This is a genomic window from Veillonella sp. oral taxon 158, assembly GCF_018376515.1.
In the GTDB taxonomy this organism is placed as follows: domain Bacteria; phylum Bacillota; class Negativicutes; order Veillonellales; family Veillonellaceae; genus Veillonella; species Veillonella rogosae.
Map to the genome: position 1 here is coordinate 187,030 of NZ_JAHABE010000003.1, position 21,792 is coordinate 208,821.

The following is a 21,792-nucleotide window of genomic DNA, read 5'->3' on the forward strand; positions in this document are numbered from 1 at the left end:
TATGGCTCGGTTATACCTATGAGGGAAGACTATGTCTGATTTATTGATTACTAATGTAGACGTCCTCACCGATGAGGGTGTTCTTAAAAATCATGCTATTGAAATTGAAAATGGCTATATTACAGCTATTTTAAAGGATAGTGAAGCTATTAAAGCAAAAGATTCTGCTAAGGATGTACTAGATGGTAAAGGCCAATTGGCAGCGCCAGGTCTTGTAAATACGCACACTCATATTGCGATGGGGTTATTTAGAAACTATGCAGATGATCTTGAGCTTATGGAATGGCTTGAAACTGCGATTTGGCCGACAGAAGCTAAACTAAACGATGATTATGTACGTTATGGCACACAACTTGGCATTGCGGAAATGCTGCGTACTGGCACTACAACCTTTAGCGACATGTATTTCTTTATGAATACTACGGCTGAGGTAGTAAAAGAAACGGGCATTCGCTCTGTATTATCTCGTGGCTTAGCAGGTGTTTCTCCAACAGCAGATCAAGCATTAGTTGAGAATGCTGATTTATTCCGCACATGGAATGGCTTTGATAATGACCGCATCAAGGTATTATTAGGACCACATGCGCCATATACTTGTCCAGATGCTTATATGGAGAAGGTTATCTCCTTATCTCATGAATTAAATTGTGGCATTCATATGCACTTGTCCGAAACTAAAGGGGAAGTGGAGAATGTTATGAAAGCTACAGGTAAAACTCCAATCGCTCATATGCATGACCTTGGTTTATTCTGGAATACTACATTAGCTGCACACTGTGTTCATGTTACAGATGAAGATATGGCAATTATGGCTGAAAATAATGTAGCAGTAGCACATAATCCACAATCTAACCTTAAATTAGCAAGTGGTATTGCACCCGTTCCTGAAATGATTGGTAAAGGTATTACTGTTGGGCTTGGTACGGATGGTTCTGCATCTAATAATAATGCGGATATGCTTGAAGAAGTACGCCTTGCGGCTACTTTACATAAAGCACGTCTCTACGATCCTAAAGCAATTCCTGCACAAGCAGCTTGGCATATGGGCACTGTAGAAGGAGCGAAAGCACTTGGTTATACAGACCTTGGTGTTTTAGCGAAAGGCTATCGTGCAGATATCGTACTATATGACGTATCTGGTATGCATTGGATGCCACGTTACAACGACTTAGCGGCACTGGTATACTCTGCAAACAGTTCTGATGTAAATACTACAATTGTAGGTGGCAAAGTTCTTATGAAAGACAAAGAATTGCTTACTATTGATGAAGAAAAACTTCGCGCAGAAATCACTAAGGCTCAAGAGTATTTCAGTAACTAGTATATTAGTAAAGAACTATATCTGTAACTGATTTGCTTTTTGTTGTCTATTGTAGTATTTTTCAGGTTTGTATTTAAATAATATAAGTTTGTATGCGAGGTAGTGCTATGCTAAAAAGAATACTTCAATACCTTTCACTTTGTATCGCCTTAGTTAGTTTATTGATATTAGCTGGTTGTAGTAGTAATAGTGCGTCTTCTCAGTCTAAAGGACCTGAAGGGGAATGGATTGCTTACTCAGGCTATACCGTTCAAAATGTAGTAAGTGCTGTTGACACGCCTATTTTTACGATGAATCTTACAGCTCGAAATGATAGTAAGACGATTTATACTGCAGATATGAAAGCCTATAACTATCAATATACGACACCTGAAAAGAGACCTGTAATTGAATCTACTCAAATGGTAGGGGATATAAAGGAAGCTCGTCTAAATTATATTACGGCACTTACACTTGTAATGAGTGCTAACGATATAGTAGGTAACGCAGATAGCTCAAATTCAAATACAATCAAGATGGATATTAAGGACATACCAAATACTGATCTTATTTATGATTCAAAAACAGATACTATTAAATTTATGGATCAAACCTTTAAACGAGTTAGCGATACGAACAATTTACAAACATTGGCCGATGCGTATAAGCAAGACCTTCAAGTAGCTTCTAATAAATATTTAGAAGACGTTGGTAATGCTGCTAATCCTAAAACAAAATTTATAACAACCTATAGCTTTGATGACTCTATCATCAAGGATAATAAGAAGTAATAAATAAAAGTAAACCCACTCATATTATGATATATTCCTTTATTAGATCCTTAATAAAAGGGGGACATATCATATGGAGTGGGTTTATTTTGTAATATTTTACTTTGAAGGCTATTTTATTACTTTCACCAAGAACATTGGTACAGGGATATAAAATTCATCTTCTTCGCTGTAAATACGAGATCCTACGGTGGTATCAATGGTAACAGCGCTAGCACCTAACTTCGTGAGTAGTTCTTTATCCCATTGAGGGCGTGTAAAGGATGAAATTTCAAGCATATGATAAATCGTATGGCACCGCTCTTTTAAGTCATTGCTTACATGTTCATGGGCATGATGAACAGATTGTGGTAAGTCATGGTGATTGCGAGCATGTTCCGCATCATAATTGAGGATTAAACCGCCTGGACGAATGATGCGTAACCATTCAGCATAGGCTTTATCTGGGTGTGGTAAGTTCCATGTTACATTGCGGGCTACAACGATATCAAAGGTATTGGAGTCAAAGCTGAGATTTTCGGCATCCATGACGGAGAAGGTAGCATCACAATCAAGGGATTCTGCCAGTTGATTTGCTTCGTCTATCATATTAGGCGTAATATCGATGCCGTGTACTGTATGTCCTAGTTGAGAGAGGATAATACTAAAGAAGCCTGCACCACAACCAATGTCTAAAATACGTAAAGAGCGATCAGAATCAAAGATATGACTCGTTAGTTCATCTCTCCATAATTTAAGTTTAGGGCTCTCTAATTCTTTAGCTCGTAAGGTTCCAAAATCGTGAGCTCGATCTGTCCAATAGGATGTAATAAATTCTTTATCATCCTTCATAGGATGGTTCTGTTCAAAAATATCGTTCATACGTTAGTTCTCCTCATATTTTATAATCTTTATAGTACCATAAACAATGAATAAACTATACAGCAAAAATCACATTTATACTATAAATACATAGGGATAGATATGTTATAATATTTTTATATTTTGTTTAATGAAAGGGCAGCGATATGATATTACAAACTGGACAACGTACAGATATACCTGCCTTTTATGGTCAATGGCTGATTAATCGTATACATGAAGGTTTCGTAGACGTTCGAAATCCTTATAATTCACTACAAATAACGCGTTATACTATTAATCGCGAAGTAGTAGATGGTATTGCTTTTTGTACGAAAAATCCCTTGCCATTTATACCATTAATAAATGAAATTGAAGAGTATCGGCAATATTGGCATATGACGATAACACCTTATGGCCGTGATATTGAGCCCTATGTACCGCAATATGAGTCTATAATAGATGGTTTTAAACATATTTCCAATGAGCTTAATCCTCAGTCTATTGTGTGGCGCTATGATCCAATTATTTTAACCAATGAATATACCATAGATTTTCATTTTGAAAGCTTTTATAAAATGGCAAAGTCCTTAAAGGGCTATACTGATACAGTGATTGTTAGTTTTTTAGATATCTTTGATAAGGTAGCTCATAATTTTCCTGAAGGATATAGACCGAGTTTAGATATTCAAACAAAGATCATTAAAGAATTAGTATCTATAGCGCATTCTCATCAGATGATACTTAAAACCTGTGGAGAAGGGGACGTTTTCAAAGAATTAGGTGCTAATACAGAGGGCTGTCTTACACTAAACTGTTATGAACGTGCTTGGAACGTAACATTAAAAGCACCGAAACGTACACCAGCTAGACCAGAGTGTAATTGTTATTTACATGGTGATATAGGTGCCTATGACACTTGTAGTCATTTCTGTGGTTATTGTTATGCCAATACGAATCAAGCTGCTGTTCGCCAAAATCGAATGCAACATGATCCAAATTCTAGCTTACTCATTGGATCACTTTCAAAAACAGCAATTATCAAAGAAAGCACGGAAAAGATCTGGATTGTAGACGAAACTTTTACACAAGAAAGCCTATTTTAATTAGAATTACGAAGAATTACGAAGCTCAAATCATTGACGTATCGTGTAAAATATAAACAAAAGGGGTTGGGTCACCTCAAGAATATAAGAGAGTTAAACGACTTTTAATTGTTTATGTATTATTACAAGGAGGTGGATTATGATCACCTATAAGACTGACAGTAAAGAATCCTTAGAATCTTTTGAATCGTCTATGCCAGTACTAGCTATGTGCTACGATTTTGATAAAACCTTAACCCCTGATGATATGCAGGCACAAGGTTTTATTCAATCTGTTGGCTATAACGAAGAACAAATTAAACAATTCTGGCAAGAATCGAATGAATTGGCTAAAAAGAATGACATGGATAATAACTTAGCCTATATGTACAAGATGATTCAAGAGGCTGTAGGTCATTTCTATATAACGAAAGAAAAGCTTATGGAATATGGCAATCAAGTAGAATTATATGAAGGCGTTCGTACTTGGTTTGAACGTATACGGGACTATGGCTTAGAACATGGCGTACGCATTGAGCATTACATCATTTCTTCTGGCTTAAAAGAGATGATTGAAGGCACCGAAATGGCAAAAGAGGGGGCTTTCACCAAAATCTATGCTAGTGCATTTATGTTCGACGATAAGGGTGTAGCTGTATGGCCAGCTCAAGCTATTAACTATACAAATAAAACACAATTTTTATTCCGCATACAAAAAGGGATTCTCGATATTAATGATACAGGCGTTAATGATTATATTAAGCCTGAAAATCAACGAGTGCCGTTCCGGAATATGATTTATATTGGGGATAGCGATACAGATATTCCTTGCATGAGCCTTGTAAATGCCAATGGTGGTCATTCCATTGGTGTATATGATCCTATTAAAAAGGATAAAGATAAGGTCTATAAAATGATGCTTCATCATCGTATTCGGTATTATGCACCAGCAGACTATTCAAATGGTTCAAAGCTAGATACCTTAGTAAAGCAAATTATACGTAAAACAGCTGCCTATGAAGTATTAGAGGGCGAATATATTCATTGTAAATACGAAGCAGAGGAGTAACATGGATAAATCTAAATTAACTAGCGAATGGATTCAAATATTCAACCGATTAGGTTCCGAAGGCAAATTGAAACCTACTGTACCATATCACGATTTATTTTCTCGTAAAGAGCTAAAAGGGTTTCCTTTACATACATTGCCTATGTGGACTGTAAACTTCCCAACAGGTCATATTACATGCTGTGATCCATTGGTAACATTACCGAGCAAACCCGATACCTATATTAGAACGGTAGAACCAGGTACGTATCTATTGGAAACTAAAATCATTGAAATGGAACCAAATCAATATCGTTATGTGGCGAGCCGCGTTATATTTAATGGAAATGAGCCGGTAAACTACGAATTAGCCTTAAAAGGTACAGAAGATATTGAAATTCTAGATGATGGTGAAAGCTTTATCGGTTTCCCGGTAGACTCTGGTCTTGCTACAGTTGTGGATGCTGAAACGATTGAGACCTACAGAAAGTTCTACGATCAATGGCATACTAACTATCCTGATAAGAACATTTATGATGATTACTATAGCGATTTATTTCAATTAAATGCTATGGCATATCCTCAATACCAACGATCTAAAGGGGACTGGATTAACTTTACCATCCCTGAAACAGAATTGACTGTGCCAATGATTCAATCAGGCTTTGGTGATGGTTTATACCCTGTATACTGGGCATTTGATAAAGATGGACAAATCTGCCAACTTATTATGGAATATATTGATTGCAGCGAAGCGTATCAGTAATCACTAATTTATAATGTATTTCATAAATTTTAGGAGAAAATACTAATGAGGAATCAGCTTTCTAAAGAATGGCTAACTATATATGATCAATTAAATAGTGAAGGAAAATTAGAGGCGCCTGTCAATTATGATGATATATTTAATGGTGAAGAACTATTTAATAAAAAGTTATATAGATTACCAATGGGTGATTTTATATTTACAACAGGACATATCTTTGCATGTGATCCCGTTGTAAATTTAGGTACTTTAGAAAATCTTCCTTATTTTAGGAGTGTTGAACCTGGGACATATCCCGTTGAAACATTAGTTGCTGAATTAGGTCCAAATGATTATGGTTATGTTTTAACTAGAGTGTTATTTAAAAGTACAAAACCAGTACGATATGAGTTAGCGCTTATTGGCGATGAAGACCTTTCTGAATTAACAGGTGAGGAAAGTTTTGTTGGCTTTTCTGTAGATAGTGCTTTGGCAACCATTGTTGATGTAGCTACAGCAGAGGCTTATAAAAAATTTGAAGATCAATGGTATCAAAACAATCCAAATGGTAATATTTACTTAGATTTATTAGAGGAAAAGTTTAAACAAAATGCATTAGATAATCCTCAATATCAACAACCTCTCGGAGATTGGATTATTTTTGAAATTCCAGATACCAATTTATCATTTCCTATGATACGCTCAGGATACGGATGTGGTCTTTATCCTGTATATTGGGGTATTGATAGGGGTGGAGATATTTGCCAAATAGTTGTAGAATATATTAGCTGTGATACAACTAATCATCAAATATAATTGAATAGAAATAAGGCGCTTAGATAACTAAGCGCCTTTTATAGTATCTTATTTAGTTTAGAGCTTTAAATACCAAAGATCCAGTTTACAAGTACACGAATAATACTTAGGGTAAGAACAATTTCCGCAAGGAATCTTAAGGAACTTTCCATACCATTACCTAAATGCTTTAAACCGCCAATTTTGGCTTTGCTTACAATATCACACCAGCACATATAATACCTCCATAAGAGTTGATATGAGTAAATTAGATAGTTTATATGCTTATTTTACAACCTAATTCTAAAAAATTCAATATAAAATTGCTAATATATGAATTACTTCAAATAAAAATCATTTCCATATTAGCTCATTAAGTATGAAATGATTCTCTTAATTATAGTATTAAAATATGGTATTATGAGATTAATTATTATTGTTTTGTATACTGGAGATCTATATATGAGAAAGTTTGTATTAGGCTTAGCTATAGCATTGGCTGCATGTAATATTGCATCTGCAAAAGAATATATTACATTAGAATCCCCAGCTGGTAATACTATCGTCGATGAAAAAGGGAGTTGGATACTGGGCCCATATGATAACTTACACGTAGATTATATGAAAGCCTCTAATGAATTTGTATATGGATCATTTTATGAAAATGGTCAAAAACGATATGTAAATTTAAGTGACATAGCTTATTTACCGGCAGGCTATGAATATGAATTTGATTACTATTATGCTAGAGCCTTAACTGATGGGGGCTTTAAACTAGTTAATTCCAATGGTACCTATGCCATTAATGACGTAGTACATAACTATAGCGCTATTAATGATAAGTTGATATTAGGACAAAAAGGGGACTACTGGTATTTATATGATAAAATTAATGGTACTCAAATCATTAGTAACCCTATAAAAGGTGGATGGGAGAGTATTGAATTTTACTGGTCAAAAAATGATAAGAAGAATTTATTTAAAATACATACTGCAGATGGCTTAATTAAATACGTAACAGATGAAGGAATATTACTAAGTGAAAGTGAAGCTCTGAACCTAATACATACAAATAACTATGAGAAGTCCGGGACTGGTGAAGGAACTGGAATTGGTGGGAATGAAATGGGCGATAGCATTTTTAGTAGAGCACCATCAACTGAGTATGTATTGTTTACAGAAGTAAATAAAAAAGGTAATACTTTGTATGGAATGAGAACCAATGAGAATACAATAGTAATTCCGGCAGTATATACATCAATCAAACATTTAGGTAAAAAGTTTGATTACTTTATAGCTTCTGATAAAAATCATAAGTATGGTATTATTGATTCATTAAATACTACAGTTGTTCCTTTTGAATTTGATTCCTATGAAAGATTAAGTGATCGTAGTTTTGTATTAAAGAATCATAAAGGTGTTCAAATTTTTAATGCGCATTTAGGGATTTTATTTAATCATAGTTATGATAAGGTAGATATATCAAAACCTAATTATGTATTAAACAAAGTAACGACTGCATCCAAAGGCCAAAGAAAATATGTAATAGATACTAACACAGGCTATGAAGTATTCCAATTGCCGAATTATGATGACGATATAACATCATTTTATAAAGACTTATATGTTTATAAGTCTAATGGCCAATATGGTCTAATGGATTATGAAGGCCATATAGTCGTTGAACCTAAGTTTGATAAGGTCACCATAGATGAGCCATTATTAGCTGCATATATTAAAGATATAGAATCCTTTGATAAATAATGAGGGCATATATTGTTATTTTTAGAAGTAACGTACATAAACTAGCTTATAGAAATATAGGCTAGTTTTTCTTTTTTTTTATAATTACTTCCGATAACGATATATTATCGGAAGTAATTATAATAAGAAAATTGGGCCTAAATGGCCCAATCCCTTATGTTATATAGTTTTTTAGCTTATTTACGTTTAAATGTATATGGTTCGTATTCTACATCATTATTGCGGTTTATCCACCAGTTCCAACCAACTCTCGCTAACTTCCAAGCGATGAACCCTACGATGATCCCTAATACTAAGCCTGTTAATACATCTGTTGGATAATGTACAAATAAGTAAACTCTAGAGAATGCTACTACTACTGACAATACCAATGCTAAAATCCCTAAATATCGCTTCTGAGGCGCTATTTGGCTCAAGCCTAGGTAAATGGTCATGGCAGATGCAAATGAACCAAAACTATGGCCAGATGGGAATGAAAAACTTGTTGCTTTTGGTAAAGCTGACTCTAATGGTACCGTAACATTCGGAAAATCTACAAATGGTCTTAAACGAGCCACATTAGGTTTTAATCCTTGATCACCGATGATAAATACAAATCCTAAGGCAATAATTATGGCTACGCCTAATACGCGGTATTTTTTTTGAATCATCAATAATAATGCAATTAAAATCCATAATGCGCCATTACTAGTGATTTTAGATAGAATTGCCATTATTGGCGTTAAAAAACTATATACAAGGTGTTCATGTACATAGAAAATCACAGAGTGATCAAATTGTAAAATTGAGTCCATAACTTCCTCTTCTATTTTAGTAAATGATAATTATTGAGAATGAACTGATAAATTTTCTTTGTCATTGAGATATCTATTTTTACATACTGGACTATGTATCAAATGATTTCTCATGTATAGTTCAAATAATAGCCTAAACTATTTGTATCATATGGTCAATAGTTTAGGCTATATTTAATAAAATCTTTAATTATGATTTCTTTTTGTCCTGTTTTTTCGGTGGATTTGGTGGTGCTGCAGGTGTTGCAGGCATTGTAATAATCGTATCTACTGGATCATATACGGACTCAAAGGAATCTGTTTGCGTAACCCAGTTACCATAGGTAATGGTTCTATACGTATTCATTGTTAAACCTACATGCCCCTCCTGCACTTCTTTTTCTTTTAATGAAGGATCTACCTTAGTAATCGTCTTGTTAGGAATTTCGCCATAATCACCTACAGAAATAGACACATTTTTAGGTTTATCTTGAGCCGTACCTATAATGTAGATCGTTAACGTTCCGTTGTTCATAACACTAAGGATATAAATAGATTGTTGGTAAGGATTTCTAAACTTAAAGTCCAAATAGCCCCAAGCTACTGTAGCATCACGACCAGCTTGAATATATCCTACTGGCTCAAAGTGTGGTGTACGCTCGATAATATTCATACCGGATAGTAAAGCTGTATTAAATATGGTAGAACTTACTTGGCAAATGCCACCGCCAATACCTGGAACTAATTTACCATCAATCATAACAGGTGCATCATCATAGCCAGCCTCTGCAGTACGTTCACCTACAACATCGTTAAAGGAGAACTGTGCACCCGGTTTAATTAGGGTACCGTTTATTTTATCAGATGCTAATTGAATATTATGGGTTCTACTTTCATTACTAGGATCATACTCTGTAGTGTAAGAAGCTAATACCGTATTCAAAGGTTTTAGATCGGCATCACTTACTTTTACGGTATTCTGTGTAGTAAATACCATAGATAAGGAGTTAATACTATCACTGGCCTGCAAATCATCTTTTAATTTCTTAAGGGTAGCATCAATATCGATACGCTTACCCTCTTTTGCAGGATGTAATACAACTTGTCCATTTTCAATGGTAAGGTATGCATCATGTCCTGGTGTATCAATTGTTTTAGCCAATTCACTTAGATAGGTTTTAGCTTTTACCTCATCAAGCTTATATTGTGGCTTAAAATGATGACCGTAGAATAAGGCATTAAATCGATTTGAAAGTAGTGTCCACATATTATCTTCATAGCCATATGTAGAAATAGCTTTTACCATAGCATCTGTATCGATTTGGATCCCTAAATCATGATAGGTAGCTTGTTGTTTTTTATTATTGCCCATATCAATAGATATAGTTTGAGGGATTTTACTATTTAACTCTTGTAAGCGAGCCTGTAATTCATTCTTAGGCGTATTAGATAGATCTGTATCATTGTAATATACACCATAAGAAATATTTTCTGTTGGAATGTATGAACAGCCGCTTGTCCCCAAGAGAACAAGCATAGTTCCTACTAAAATATATTTCTTTGTCATTATTTATAAACTCTCCCGAATTAGTTATCATATTCTCTAATTATAGCATATTACTGTCTAATCTATGGTACAATTATATTGATAATTTTAGGGTAAGGGTGAACTATGTCAAAGTCTAAAGAGCAACAGAAACATTTCTATTTGCGCAATAATGATGCGCTTATGAATAGTACCAAGTTGTCTATGAAAGCAAAACAAAGCATATTATTATCTAAGGCTGAAAATACTGTTGATGCCTACGAATCGGATTGGGACGATTTCGTAGATTGGTGTACTTATCAAAAGGTATCTTATTTTCCAGCTACACCAGAAACAATTGTGAACTACATAAATGATCTAGCCGATTATGCTAAGGCTAATACAATATCTCGTCGCATTAGCGCCATATCGGAGAATTATAATGCTTCTGGTCATAGAGATAATCCTTGTATGGCACCTATAGTAAAACAAGCCTTACGAGGGATTAGACGATTAAAAGGTACTTTCCAACAAGGTAAAACACCAGTTCTTCTAGAAGATATTGAAGAAATTCTAGAGTGTATGGATAAACTAGATGTGCCTGAGTTGCAATTATTACGTGATAAAGCGATTCTCTTAATTGGATTTATGGGCGCTTTTCGTCGTAGTGAAATTGCGGCCATTACAGTAGAACATCTTCAGTTTTCTCCACAAGGTGTTGAAATCTTTGTACCATCGTCAAAAGCAGACCAAGAAGGTCAAGGTGCTGTTGTAGCGATTCCTCATCTATCCGGTTCTCCTCTAGACGCAGTACGTGCTTTACAGCAATGGTTACGTGCCTCTGGTATTACTGAAGGGCCTGTATTTAGAGGTTTTACTAAAAATATGTCACTTCGTAAAACAGGCATATCCGATAAAATGATTGCAGAAATTGTAAAGAAATATGTTTCTCTCATTGGTCTTGATCCATCTATGTATGGAGCCCATAGTTTACGACATGGCTTTGCAACAACTGCTGCAGCTTATGGTGTGGAAGAACGTAATATTATGAGACAAACACGTCATCATAGTGTTAATATGGTTCGTCGTTATATTAATGAAGCCAATAAGTTTGTGGATAATCCTATTTCTACTATTTTTGAAAAACGATTTAGATGATAATTATAAATCAGTTTATTAAGATAATATCCATAAATCGTATAATAACATACATTAGATAACAAAAAGCAGCTATCTCTATTGAGTAGCTGCTTTTTCGTTTGGGTTATACCCATATATATTTAGTTTTGAGCCACATAGTCCAAAGCTCTAACAGGACTATCATTTTTCTTAACCGGTACTTTTAAAACTGTACCAGGAACTAATGCACCAGAGTCATCAATTTTGTTGAGTTCCTTCATAGCATATACCATTTCACGAACATCCATATCTTTATGAGCTGTGCGAGCTGCAATATCCCACATCGTATCACCTACTTGTACTTTTACTTCACGGATAGCATGTGTATTTGCTTCTGTTACAGGATTTGTCATATTATAGCCGAATAAGATTGTTAAGCACATTCCTACCATCATCAATATATTTTTCATCTCATACCTCACATTTACATCGAACATAATATCTGAGAACATTTGTTTGTTTACATGCTTATATTAGCACACGAACGAATGTTCGGTCAAGTGTTTTAGAACAAATGTTTGCAAAAACTTTTAAAATTGCCTATAATAGGTATATAAGATAAGTAATTATCTTATGTTTTTATTATATAGTACGAAATGAGTAAATTTTTCCGCATATACATATTGATATTATTTTGACATTACATTGACTATGGAGGTTTATCGTGAGACGCCCTGCTACAGATATTAATACAAAACAGCGCCGTATATTAGAATTTATTAAGGACTCTTTACATAATGAATATCGTTGTCCTACTGTTCGAGAAATCTGTACCCATGTAGGCCTTAGTTCTACTTCTACTGTGCAATCTCATTTGAATGCTCTTGAAAAGTTTGGTTATATTAAACGTGATCCTAATAAAAATCGCGCTATTACAGTACTAGAGGATGCAAAACCTTCTATTTCTGTAGATGGTAATGAAATATCAAGTTCTGATAATTTTGAGTTCTTAGGCGCTGGTCTAAAACAAGTTCCTCTTATTGGTACTGTTCAAGCAGGTATGCCTATTACAGCGGTAGAAAATTTAGAATCTACTCTTACATTACCTGTTCAATTAACTGGTGATTCTGACTGCTTCTTGCTACGCGTTCAAGGCGAATCCATGATGAATATTGGTATGTATGAAGGTGATATGCTCATTGTACGCCATCAAAATACGGCTAATAATGGTGATGTTGTTGTGGCACGTATCGATGATGAAGCTACAGTAAAACGTTTTTATAAAGAAAATGGTCACATTCGTTTGCAACCAGAAAATGATGATTTCGATCCAATCATTGTAGATGATTGTCATATTGAAGGTCTTGTCATTGGTCTTGTACGAGACAGAATATAGAAAAAACCGGCAACTTATGGTTGCCGGTTTTTTCTTGTATCTATTAAATTTATATATTACGTAAACTATTCTCTCTACGAAGCATAGCAAAAATAGCACCTGATATATTGTGCCATACACTAAAGATAGCTCCCACTAGAGTTGCTAAAGGATTTAATGCAAAATTTGTTGCCGCCAATGTGACTGCTAAACCACTATTTTGCATCCCTACCTCAATCGCTAATGCTGTAGTTTTATCATATCTTAATTTAAGTATATATCCTACACCTAATCCTAAAAGCATGCCGAGTATATTATGTATGCCTACAACTAGTAATGTTTCTAAACCAGAAATTAAAAGTTTATCTCTATTAATGGCTATAATGGCTGCTATTAATAATATGATAGCAATCATAGAAACAATAGGACTTACACTAGTTAATGTGTTAATCCGTGATTTACAAACATATTGGATGATTGCACCTAATAATATAGGAACTATAATTACTTTTACCATAGTTATTATCATTGGTAGTAATGCAACATTTACCCATGTACCTCCCAAATATAGGATTAGTAAAGGCGTTACAATTGGTGCTATTAATGTTGAAGTAATCGTCATTCCTACAGATAAAGGAACATCACCTTTAGCAATATAGGTGATGACATTGCTGGCGGTTCCACCTGGACAACAGCCAACTAATATAACACCAATTGCTAAATCTGAAGGTAATGTAAAAATATGACAGATTCCCCAAGCTAATAAAGGCATTATTGTATATTGAGCCAGTACACCTATACAAATATCCTTTGGATGTCTGAGAATACTACACAAATCTTCAAATTTAATAGTTAGTCCCATGCCAAACATAGCGATTCCAAGTAAAAATGGTGTATAAGCTATGGCCCAAGAAAAATATGAAGGCACTATATAAGCAATACAAGAAAAAACTATGATTAGTATAATTAAGTATTTGGATATCAGTTGATTTAGTGTTATTAGTTGCTTCATAACTTCTCTCTCCTAATTTGGATCATATGAGAAGTTATCAATAAGACGTGTAGAGCCAATATATACTGCCATGGCAACTAGAACAGGATCATTAATCTCTTCAACTGGTTGCATAGTATTAGCATCTACAACTGAAATATAATCTATCTTGGCCAAGGGCTCAGTATTTATAATTTCTGTCATAGTATTAATGATACTATCAGCAGAAGCTCCACGTTTAATGGCTTGTTTTCCTGTTTGAATAGATTTATATAGTATAGTTGCAGCTTTACGTTCGTCACTAGATAAATATGTATTACGAGAGGATTTTGCTAAACCATCTTGTTCACGCACAATAGGAACACCAATAATATTTATAGGAAAGTTTAAATCAAAAACCATTTTACGGATAATGGCTAATTGCTGTGCATCCTTTTCACCAAAATATGCATTTGTAGGCTGAATAATATTAAAGAATTTTGCTACAACAGTACATACACCTTTGAAGTGAATTGGTCTGCGAATGCCACATAATGTATTAGATAAATCAAGAATATCTACAAAGGCTTTTTTATCTTGATACATTTCCTCTGGACTAGGTGTAAATATGAGGTCCACACCATGTGATTCACATAGCTTTTTATCGCTATTGATATCACGTGGATATGTGCTTAAATCTTCATTTTCTCCAAATTGAATGGGATTAACGAAAATAGAGACAATTACCTTATCATTATTCTTTCTTGCTTGATCTATTAATGAAGCATGCCCATCGTGTAAAAACCCCATAGTTGGGACGTAACCAATAGAATATCCTTCTTTTTTCCATTTACTAATCGTATTGCGTACATTTTCAATTGTAAGTACATGTTCCATAATGATTCCTCCGTTTATTGTAAATACGAAGATAGGCCTATACAGTCTACTGTAATTCGATCAAAGACAATTAATTCTGATCAACTAATAAACCATGTTTCTCATAGTTCTTTATATGACTTATCTTATTATTTGTATCTACAAATACAACGAGAGGCTTATGGCTCTCAACTTCAATTTCATTTAGCTGTGCATAACACATGATAATAATTTTATCATGTACTTGGACATGCCGTGCAGCAGCGCCATTTAAACATATAACACCACTACCGGCTTCGCCAGCTATTGTATATGTACTAAATCGTGCTCCATTATTAATGTTTACAATTTGAACTTGCTCATACTCTCGTATTCCAGATGCATTCAATAGATCTGTATCTATAGTAATGCTCCCCACATAATCAAGTTCTGCTTGTGTCACAGTAGCTCTGTGAATTTTACCTTTTAACATTGTTAGTTCCATGTTAAACTCCTTGTGTTTTAATGTAATCGCCTTATGGTCGATTCGAAATATCACAAATTTCTGTTTATCATGAATTAACAGTAGACTAGAGTATAGTTGAAAATACTATCTCCAGTGCAATTATATCATAATAAAAAGTTTACAGATTATATTTTTGATTATTAGGTTATAACTGTTAGTAACAAATATAAAACATATAAAATAAAACCAGTAGCTACATAGTAGTTACTGGTTTTATGATTATTTATATATTATTGTAAATATTCTGTTAATGCTTTATCAATATATGCAGCTTCATCAGCAGTTGGCTCACACATTGGTAAATTAAATTCACCAACTGGCAAACCAATTTTACGTGCTGCATATTTTACAGGAATTGGATTTGTAGTGATAAACATAGCTTTAATAATCTCAGATAGGCCTTGATGGAGACGAATAGCTTCATGATTATGACCAGCTTCAAAAGCTTGAATCATAGCATTCATATCTTTACCAGCTACATGAGATACTACGGAGATTACCCCACATCCCCCTACGGATAACATTGGTAATGTAAGACCATCATCACCACTGTATACCATGAATTCATCTCCAGGCATTAAGCGTTTGATTTCAGAAGCAATCATCAAGTTACCGCTTGCTTCTTTGACGGCACATACATGTGGATATTCATTATGTAATTGAACTAATGTAGTTGGGAAAATACCAGTCCCAACACGACTTGGTACATTATATACCATAATCGGTAATGTAGTAGCTTCTGCAATAGCTTTAAAATGTAAATATTGGCCTTGTTGGTTAGGTTTATTGTAATAAGGTACTACAACTAGCAAACCATCAATACCGTCGATGTTAGAGACTTCTTTTACAAAATTTACGGAAGATTTTGTATCATTAGTACCAACATTGGCAATAATTGTACCTTTATGGCCACATTCTTTAGCGATAGCCGTAAATAAAGCTAATTTATCCTCTTTAGACATAGTTGGATTTTCACCTGTTGTACCACATACAACAAGACCATCAGAACCATTATCTAATAAATGATTAGCAATAGTTACACAATTTTCAATATTAACGGATCCATCACTATTAAAGGATGTCACCATAGCTGTTAACACTCGACCAAAGGTTTTCATATCTGTCCTCCCCTGGAAAGATTAAAATGCTTGTTTTTCCACCAAGTACTCAGCAATTTGCAATGCATTAAGAGCTGCACCTTTACGAATTTGGTCCCCTACAATCCAGAAATTCATGCCTTTGTCATTGTACAAGTCTTTACGAATTCGACCGATTTCACAATCATTTTGATTAGATGTATATAATGGCATAGGATAAATTTGTTCTGCAGGATTATCTTTTAGTTGTAAACCTGGGAATTTTTCACAAGCCGCTTTGAAAGCTTCTACAGATACTGGTTCAGCTGTTTCTACTAATACAGACTCAGAGTGAGAGCGATATACAGGAACACGAACTGTAGTAGGAACTACTTGAATAGTTTCGTCATGAAGAATTTTTTGAGTTTCATAAACCATCTTCATTTCTTCTTTTGTATAATCGTTGTCTAAGAACACGTCGATTTGTGGTAATAAGTTAAATGCTACAGGATAATGTTTAGGTGCAGAACCTGTAGGCAATAAGTTTGCTGTCATTTCTTCGCCAGCAGTAAATTGTCTTACTTGGTTCTCAAGCTCTTCAATACCTTCTTTACCTGCGCCAGATACAGCTTGGTATGTGCTTACAATAACGCGTTTAATAGGAGAAATATCATGAAGCGGTTTTAAGCCAAGGCTCATAATAATTGTAGAGCAGTTAGGATTTGCAATGATACCTTTATGTTTCAAAATATCTTCTGGATTAACTTCTGGTACTACGAGTGGAACCTCAGGATCCATACGGAATGCACTAGAGTTATCGATAACAATAGCACCGCGTTTCGCCGCTTCTGGTGCCAAAGTTTTAGATATGGAACCACCAGCGAATAATGCAATATCTACATCATCAAAAGATTCTGGTTTTGCTTCTTCTACAACATATGTTTTACCATTTACAGTCAGTTCAGTACCAGCAGAACGAGCAGAAGCCAATAATTTTAGGTTTTCGTAAGGGAAGTTACGTTCTTCAATAAGTGTAATGAATTCAGCACCTACTGCACCAGTAGCACCTAGAATTGCAACATTAGGTTTTTTCATTGATAAATCTCCTTGCTCAAAATTATAAATAATGTTCTAAACCGTAAGTTAAACCTGTTTTAGAACTAATTTTTTTACATGCTAATACTACGCCTGGCATAAAAGATAAACGACTTAAGCTATCGTGACGGATAGTTAATGTTTCGTCATAACCGCCAAATAATACCTCTTGATGCGCTACATAACCTGGTAGACGTACACTATGAATAGTAACATCATCAACCTTGGCACCACGAGCACCTGGTAAGCTTTCACGAGTTAAATCTTCATCGGCAGTTACCTTAGCGGCTTGTTTAGCATCATTAATCAATTTTGCTGTTAGAATCGCTGTGCCAGAAGGGGCGTCATATTTGTGATTATGATGTAATTCTATAATTTCCACATTAGGGAAATATGGAGCTAATTCCGCAGATACTTTCATCATCATAACAGCACCTAGTGAGAAGTTTGGAGCCACTAGACAATTAGCATTATTAGCACGACCAATTGCATCGAGCTCATCTCGTTGCTCTGTAGTTAAACCAGTAGTACCAATAACAACATGAATCCCTGCAGATAACATTTTCTTAGCGTTTTCATAGATAACAGCTGGATTTGTAAAATCTACGATAACATCAGGTTTATTTGTATCGAGAACCTCATCGATGGAGGCATTCATCTTGATACCCACTTGTTCGATTCCTGCTACGGAGCCTACATCTTCACCTGCCTTAGTTGGGTCAATACCACCTACTAATGTTAATTCAGGATCGTTATGTACAGCTTTGACCACTTCACGACCCATTTTGCCGCCAGCGCCATTTACCATTACTCGAATCATATATACCTCCAAAAAAGCCAGTGGATGCATCCACTGGCTTTATAGATTATATAGCTATATATACTCTTACTAAAAGCTCAATGATAGCACTCCACCAATACAAGATTGATGACAGTTGTCTATCTATTAAATAGACAACCAGAACGATGAGTTGCAATCATCGAACTTCGGCAAGCATCCCTTTTATCATGGATCAATGCATGCCTACTCCTCATGATTACTCTTAATACTCGCACCTCTATCAACATATTCATTTAATACTATTAGTATATGTAATTATGCGATTTTAGTCAATTAAAATGGTCAATAAGTTCTTTAGCTGCAGCTAAAGCTGTAGTGGACATTCCTCGACCAGACATCATAGAAGCTATCTGAGTAACTCGTTCCTCCTCATTTAGTACTGCTAAGGTAGAGATTGTGCGGTCATCTTGCTCTATTTTAGAGAGATGATAATGTTGTTTTGCAATACTAGCTGTTTGAGGTAAATGAGTTATACAAAATACTTGATTAGTTTTAGATAGATTCAGGATTTTTTCTGCTACCTTAAGTGCAATATCACCACTGATGCCAACATCGATTTCGTCAAATACCATGGTTTTGAAAGTATCACTACGGAATACTGATTTAAAGGCTAAGGCGATACGAGCTAACTCACCACCAGATGCTACTTTATGTAACGGAAGTAATTGTTCCCCTTTATTAGCAGAAAATAGCATTTCAATGGATTTAGCTCCTAACGAAGATAGTTCTTCCCCTTCTTCAATATGGAATTGAATATCACCCTTAGGCATTCCTAAATCAACTAATTCTTGATGTAAAGCTGTAGCAATCACTTTAGCATTTTTGAGTCGAACCTTGTGTAAAACTGTGAGTGCTTCTTCTGCTATCGTTTTCGCTTCTTCAAGACGAGCTTCTAATTCATCTTGAGCGAATACAAGTCCTTCTAGTTCTTCTAAACGTGCTTGAGCCTTTTCTTCATATGCTAAAATTTCTTCTACGGAATCACCATATTTTTTCTTTAACCCATAGATGGTAGTATCTCGATCTTGACAATATTTATAGCGTTCTTCATCATAGCTGATGGTGTCTCTGTAACGGTCTAAAGACTGTGCAGCTTCTTCTAGTTGGAAATACGCAGAGTCAACCATTTCAGATACTTCTTTTAATTCTGTATCGTATTTTACAAGGTCATTCACCTCAACCTTTATAGAATTAATCGTGTCTAATAAAGGCTGACGACCATTGTAAAAAGCATCATAGCAAGATCCCAGAACTTTATCAATATGTTCAAAACTATCTAGACGCTTAAGCTCTTCAGCAATAGAAATGTCTTCACCAATGCTTAAACCAGCATCTTCAATCTCATCGATTTGATATCGTAACATATCGAGCTCTCGAGCGCGCTCAGACATATTCTCTTGTAAGTTATCTACTTCTTGCTTAGCTTGTTTGTAGACTTTATAAGCCTCTCTATAAGCCTTATAAGCAGTTTTTCCGTCTTGATTAAAAGTATCTAAATATTCATGATGTGTATCAGCATCAAGTAATCGTTGGTTACTGTATTGGCCATGAATATCTGCTAAATATTGACCAATTTCTTTTAATGCTTTTAATGGTATCGGTTGATCATTAGCTAAGATCGATGATTTACCATTACGGTTAAAAGAGCGTGATAGAATTAATTGGCCTTCTTCAACCATTATATTTTTAGACTCTAATAATTCTTGAATACTTTGGTGATGAGCAATATCAAATATTCCGTCTATAACAAAACTATCTTTACCGTGACGAATAAACTCGCTGCTCGCGCGTTCTCCTAATAGGATACTAAAGGCATCCATAAGAATGGATTTCCCTGCCCCAGTTTCGCCGGTAAAGATAGTTATGCCATCATTAAATGAAATATTCATTTGCTCAATCAACGCAAAGTTGCGAATGCTCATTTGCGTTAACATATGATTAGTCCTTCATTAAATCTTGGATTTTCGCTAAAATCGCTGGAACTTCAGCTTCAGATTTTGCAATTAACAAAATAGTATCATCCCCTGCTAAGGTACCGATAATTTCAGTCCATTTTGCATGGTCGATAGAAAATGCTACAGATTGAGCAGAGCCAGGAATTGTATGTAATACAACTTGGTTTAGACTGTGATCAACCTTAATTAAAGAATCTTGGAATAATCTGTTAATGCGACTACGAGATAAAACTACGTTTTCCTCAGGTGATAACGCATAACGATAATGTCCATCGCCTGTAGGAATTTTGATTAACATTAATTCCTTAATGTCACGGGAAACTGTAGCCTGTGTTACTTCAATACCTTCTTCTAATAAGGCCGCTGCTAGTTCCTCTTGTGTTTCAATCGCCTTGGACTGCACGATCTCTTTAATTTTGTTATAGCGATAGCGTTTCATTGTGAACTCCCTTTTTTAAAACTTGCACATAAAAGAGAATAATATCTTTCTGATAATATTATACCATATATTCATAATTAATATATGGTATAAATCGCATATATCATACTCGTTATGCATATTATACTAATATTTAAAATATTGTTAATTTTCTATATATTGATAACGTACAAACGCTTAGCCTATAAGGTTCATCTATTTATAGGGAATTAATAATTTAAAAGTTGAAAAATATACATGTATAAATAAAAGCCCCTATAAAGGGGCTTTTACATGTTTATTATGAGTTTTATTCATAATGAATAAAGATATATAGCTATTTATCTTTTTTGTAATATAAACAATTCTGGTGGGTTATTAATTTGATTCATTGGATGCCAATGACATACATTATACAATTTCTGTTCTAAATCTGATAAATATGATGTGAGGAACTGCATTTCTTCCATCCCTTCAGGCGTTCCAGGATAAGCAACAATTGTGATAACTCCCGACTTAGATAACTTTTGTAACCCCTTATCTATGGCATCTATAGTTTGATGCGGTTTAGTTATAACTTTATGATTACTACCAGGCAAATAACCTAAGTTAAAAATCATTAAATCGATAACCTCATCTTTTAATTGATGAGCTAAGGCTAGATCATGAGAGTCATGAATAAAGGTTAGACTTACATCAGGTGCAATATCATTAGTCTTTAGTAGTTCTTTACTACTATTGATGGCTTTCATTTGGATATCAATGCCAAATAAATGACATCCTTTTTGTGCACGTTTGGCTAAGTACAATAAATCATGGCCATTGCCACATGTAGCATCAACTACTACTTTGGCTTTTTTCATCGACCGATCCCAGATTAAATGTTGAAATTGAAC

The 21,792-nt window shown here is 34.7% G+C and carries 23 protein-coding genes and 1 riboswitch; of the genes, 9 read left to right on the forward strand and 14 right to left on the reverse strand.

Going from position 1 to position 21,792, the window contains the following annotated elements; translation table 11 throughout:
* Positions 1-31: 31 nt before the first annotated feature.
* The gene (locus tag KH364_RS03245; protein WP_009352548.1) at positions 32-1,321 is read left to right on the forward strand and encodes an amidohydrolase; all 1,290 of its coding nucleotides are present in this window, start codon (positions 32-34) and stop codon (positions 1,319-1,321) included.
* Between the two features lie 107 nt (positions 1,322-1,428).
* Positions 1,429-2,091, forward strand: coding sequence for a hypothetical protein (locus tag KH364_RS03250; protein ID WP_009352596.1), 663 nt, complete (start codon positions 1,429-1,431; stop codon positions 2,089-2,091).
* A gap of 111 nt (positions 2,092-2,202) precedes the next feature.
* Here KH364_RS03250 and KH364_RS03255 read toward each other — a convergent pair whose 3' ends face one another.
* Positions 2,203-2,952 carry a class I SAM-dependent methyltransferase gene (locus KH364_RS03255; protein WP_265139067.1) on the reverse strand — a complete coding sequence of 250 codons (750 nt, stop codon included), beginning with the start codon at positions 2,950-2,952 and terminating at the stop codon, positions 2,203-2,205.
* 146 nt (positions 2,953-3,098) lie between these two features.
* Between KH364_RS03255 and KH364_RS03260 the strand changes: the two genes are divergently transcribed.
* The 4 genes from KH364_RS03260 (at position 3,099) to KH364_RS03275 (ending at position 6,625) form a co-directional block, all read left to right on the forward strand.
* Positions 3,099-4,037 (forward strand): DUF1848 domain-containing protein, encoded by a 939-nt coding sequence (locus KH364_RS03260; protein ID WP_273298583.1) that lies wholly within the window; start codon positions 3,099-3,101, stop codon positions 4,035-4,037.
* Between the two features lie 139 nt (positions 4,038-4,176).
* Positions 4,177-5,085: an HAD family hydrolase gene (locus KH364_RS03265; RefSeq protein ID WP_273298584.1), complete on the forward strand. Its 909-nt coding sequence runs from the start codon at positions 4,177-4,179 to the stop codon at positions 5,083-5,085.
* 1 nt (position 5,086) lies between these two features.
* Positions 5,087-5,830: a DUF4241 domain-containing protein gene (locus tag KH364_RS03270; RefSeq protein WP_273298585.1), complete on the forward strand. Its 744-nt coding sequence runs from the start codon at positions 5,087-5,089 to the stop codon at positions 5,828-5,830.
* Between the two features lie 45 nt (positions 5,831-5,875).
* Positions 5,876-6,625, forward strand: a complete 750-nt coding sequence (locus KH364_RS03275; protein ID WP_273298586.1) for a DUF4241 domain-containing protein — start codon at positions 5,876-5,878, stop codon at positions 6,623-6,625.
* Between the two features lie 65 nt (positions 6,626-6,690).
* On the opposite strand, the gene KH364_RS03280 is transcribed toward KH364_RS03275, so the two are convergent.
* Positions 6,691-6,840 carry a hypothetical protein gene (locus tag KH364_RS03280; RefSeq protein ID WP_009352573.1) on the reverse strand — a complete coding sequence of 50 codons (150 nt, stop codon included), beginning with the start codon at positions 6,838-6,840 and terminating at the stop codon, positions 6,691-6,693.
* Between the two features lie 226 nt (positions 6,841-7,066).
* Between KH364_RS03280 and KH364_RS03285 the strand changes: the two genes are divergently transcribed.
* Positions 7,067-8,368, forward strand: coding sequence for a WG repeat-containing protein (locus KH364_RS03285; RefSeq protein ID WP_009352590.1), 1,302 nt, complete (start codon positions 7,067-7,069; stop codon positions 8,366-8,368).
* A 176-nt stretch (positions 8,369-8,544) separates the two neighbouring features.
* Here the strand turns inward: KH364_RS03285 and KH364_RS03290 are convergent, their stop codons facing one another.
* Both KH364_RS03290 and KH364_RS03295 read right to left on the reverse strand, forming a co-directional pair.
* Complete coding sequence (locus tag KH364_RS03290; protein WP_273298587.1) at positions 8,545-9,162, reverse strand: phosphatase PAP2 family protein; 618 nt, start codon at positions 9,160-9,162, stop codon at positions 8,545-8,547.
* Positions 9,163-9,352: 190 nt separating this feature from the next.
* Entirely contained in the window at positions 9,353-10,708 is a 1,356-nt protein-coding gene (locus tag KH364_RS03295) for a VanW family protein (RefSeq protein WP_273298588.1), read from the reverse strand.
* Between the two features lie 105 nt (positions 10,709-10,813).
* Here KH364_RS03295 and KH364_RS03300 point away from each other — a divergent pair, with 105 nt between their 5' ends.
* Complete coding sequence (locus KH364_RS03300) at positions 10,814-11,824, forward strand: site-specific integrase (protein WP_273298589.1); 1,011 nt, start codon at positions 10,814-10,816, stop codon at positions 11,822-11,824.
* Positions 11,825-11,946: 122 nt separating this feature from the next.
* Here the strand turns inward: KH364_RS03300 and KH364_RS03305 are convergent, their stop codons facing one another.
* The gene (locus tag KH364_RS03305) at positions 11,947-12,255 is read right to left on the reverse strand and encodes a LysM domain-containing protein (RefSeq protein ID WP_273298590.1); all 309 of its coding nucleotides are present in this window, start codon (positions 12,253-12,255) and stop codon (positions 11,947-11,949) included.
* Between the two features lie 254 nt (positions 12,256-12,509).
* On the opposite strand from KH364_RS03305, the gene lexA reads away from it, so the two are divergent.
* Positions 12,510-13,181 (forward strand): transcriptional repressor LexA, encoded by a 672-nt coding sequence (gene lexA, locus KH364_RS03310; RefSeq protein WP_273298591.1) that lies wholly within the window; start codon positions 12,510-12,512, stop codon positions 13,179-13,181.
* Positions 13,182-13,230: 49 nt separating this feature from the next.
* Here the strand turns inward: lexA and KH364_RS03315 are convergent, their stop codons facing one another.
* From KH364_RS03315 to KH364_RS03355, 9 genes are all read right to left on the reverse strand, one after another.
* The gene (locus KH364_RS03315; RefSeq protein ID WP_273298592.1) at positions 13,231-14,172 is read right to left on the reverse strand and encodes a bile acid:sodium symporter family protein; all 942 of its coding nucleotides are present in this window, start codon (positions 14,170-14,172) and stop codon (positions 13,231-13,233) included.
* Positions 14,173-14,184: 12 nt separating this feature from the next.
* Positions 14,185-15,027, reverse strand: coding sequence for a pantoate--beta-alanine ligase (gene panC / locus KH364_RS03320; protein ID WP_273298593.1), 843 nt, complete (start codon positions 15,025-15,027; stop codon positions 14,185-14,187).
* Between the two features lie 70 nt (positions 15,028-15,097).
* On the reverse strand, positions 15,098-15,490 hold the full coding sequence (gene panD, locus KH364_RS03325) for an aspartate 1-decarboxylase (RefSeq protein WP_105098017.1): 393 nt from the start codon (positions 15,488-15,490) through the stop codon (positions 15,098-15,100).
* A 251-nt stretch (positions 15,491-15,741) separates the two neighbouring features.
* A complete protein-coding gene (gene dapA / locus KH364_RS03330; protein WP_024062662.1) occupies positions 15,742-16,629 on the reverse strand; it encodes a 4-hydroxy-tetrahydrodipicolinate synthase in 888 nt (295 codons plus the stop codon).
* A 21-nt stretch (positions 16,630-16,650) separates the two neighbouring features.
* Positions 16,651-17,682, reverse strand: coding sequence for an aspartate-semialdehyde dehydrogenase (locus KH364_RS03335; protein WP_273298594.1), 1,032 nt, complete (start codon positions 17,680-17,682; stop codon positions 16,651-16,653).
* A 22-nt stretch (positions 17,683-17,704) separates the two neighbouring features.
* The gene (gene dapB, locus KH364_RS03340; protein ID WP_273298595.1) at positions 17,705-18,502 is read right to left on the reverse strand and encodes a 4-hydroxy-tetrahydrodipicolinate reductase; all 798 of its coding nucleotides are present in this window, start codon (positions 18,500-18,502) and stop codon (positions 17,705-17,707) included.
* 76 nt (positions 18,503-18,578) lie between these two features.
* Positions 18,579-18,751: riboswitch (Lysine riboswitch) on the reverse strand.
* A 41-nt stretch (positions 18,752-18,792) separates the two neighbouring features.
* A complete protein-coding gene (gene recN, locus KH364_RS03345) occupies positions 18,793-20,457 on the reverse strand; it encodes a DNA repair protein RecN (RefSeq protein ID WP_273298596.1) in 1,665 nt (554 codons plus the stop codon).
* Positions 20,458-20,461: 4 nt separating this feature from the next.
* Positions 20,462-20,917 (reverse strand): arginine repressor, encoded by a 456-nt coding sequence (gene argR, locus KH364_RS03350; protein WP_004695825.1) that lies wholly within the window; start codon positions 20,915-20,917, stop codon positions 20,462-20,464.
* A 320-nt stretch (positions 20,918-21,237) separates the two neighbouring features.
* On the reverse strand, positions 21,238-21,759 hold the full coding sequence (locus tag KH364_RS03355) for a class I SAM-dependent methyltransferase (RefSeq protein WP_273298597.1): 522 nt from the start codon (positions 21,757-21,759) through the stop codon (positions 21,238-21,240).
* Positions 21,760-21,792: the final 33 nt, after the last annotated feature.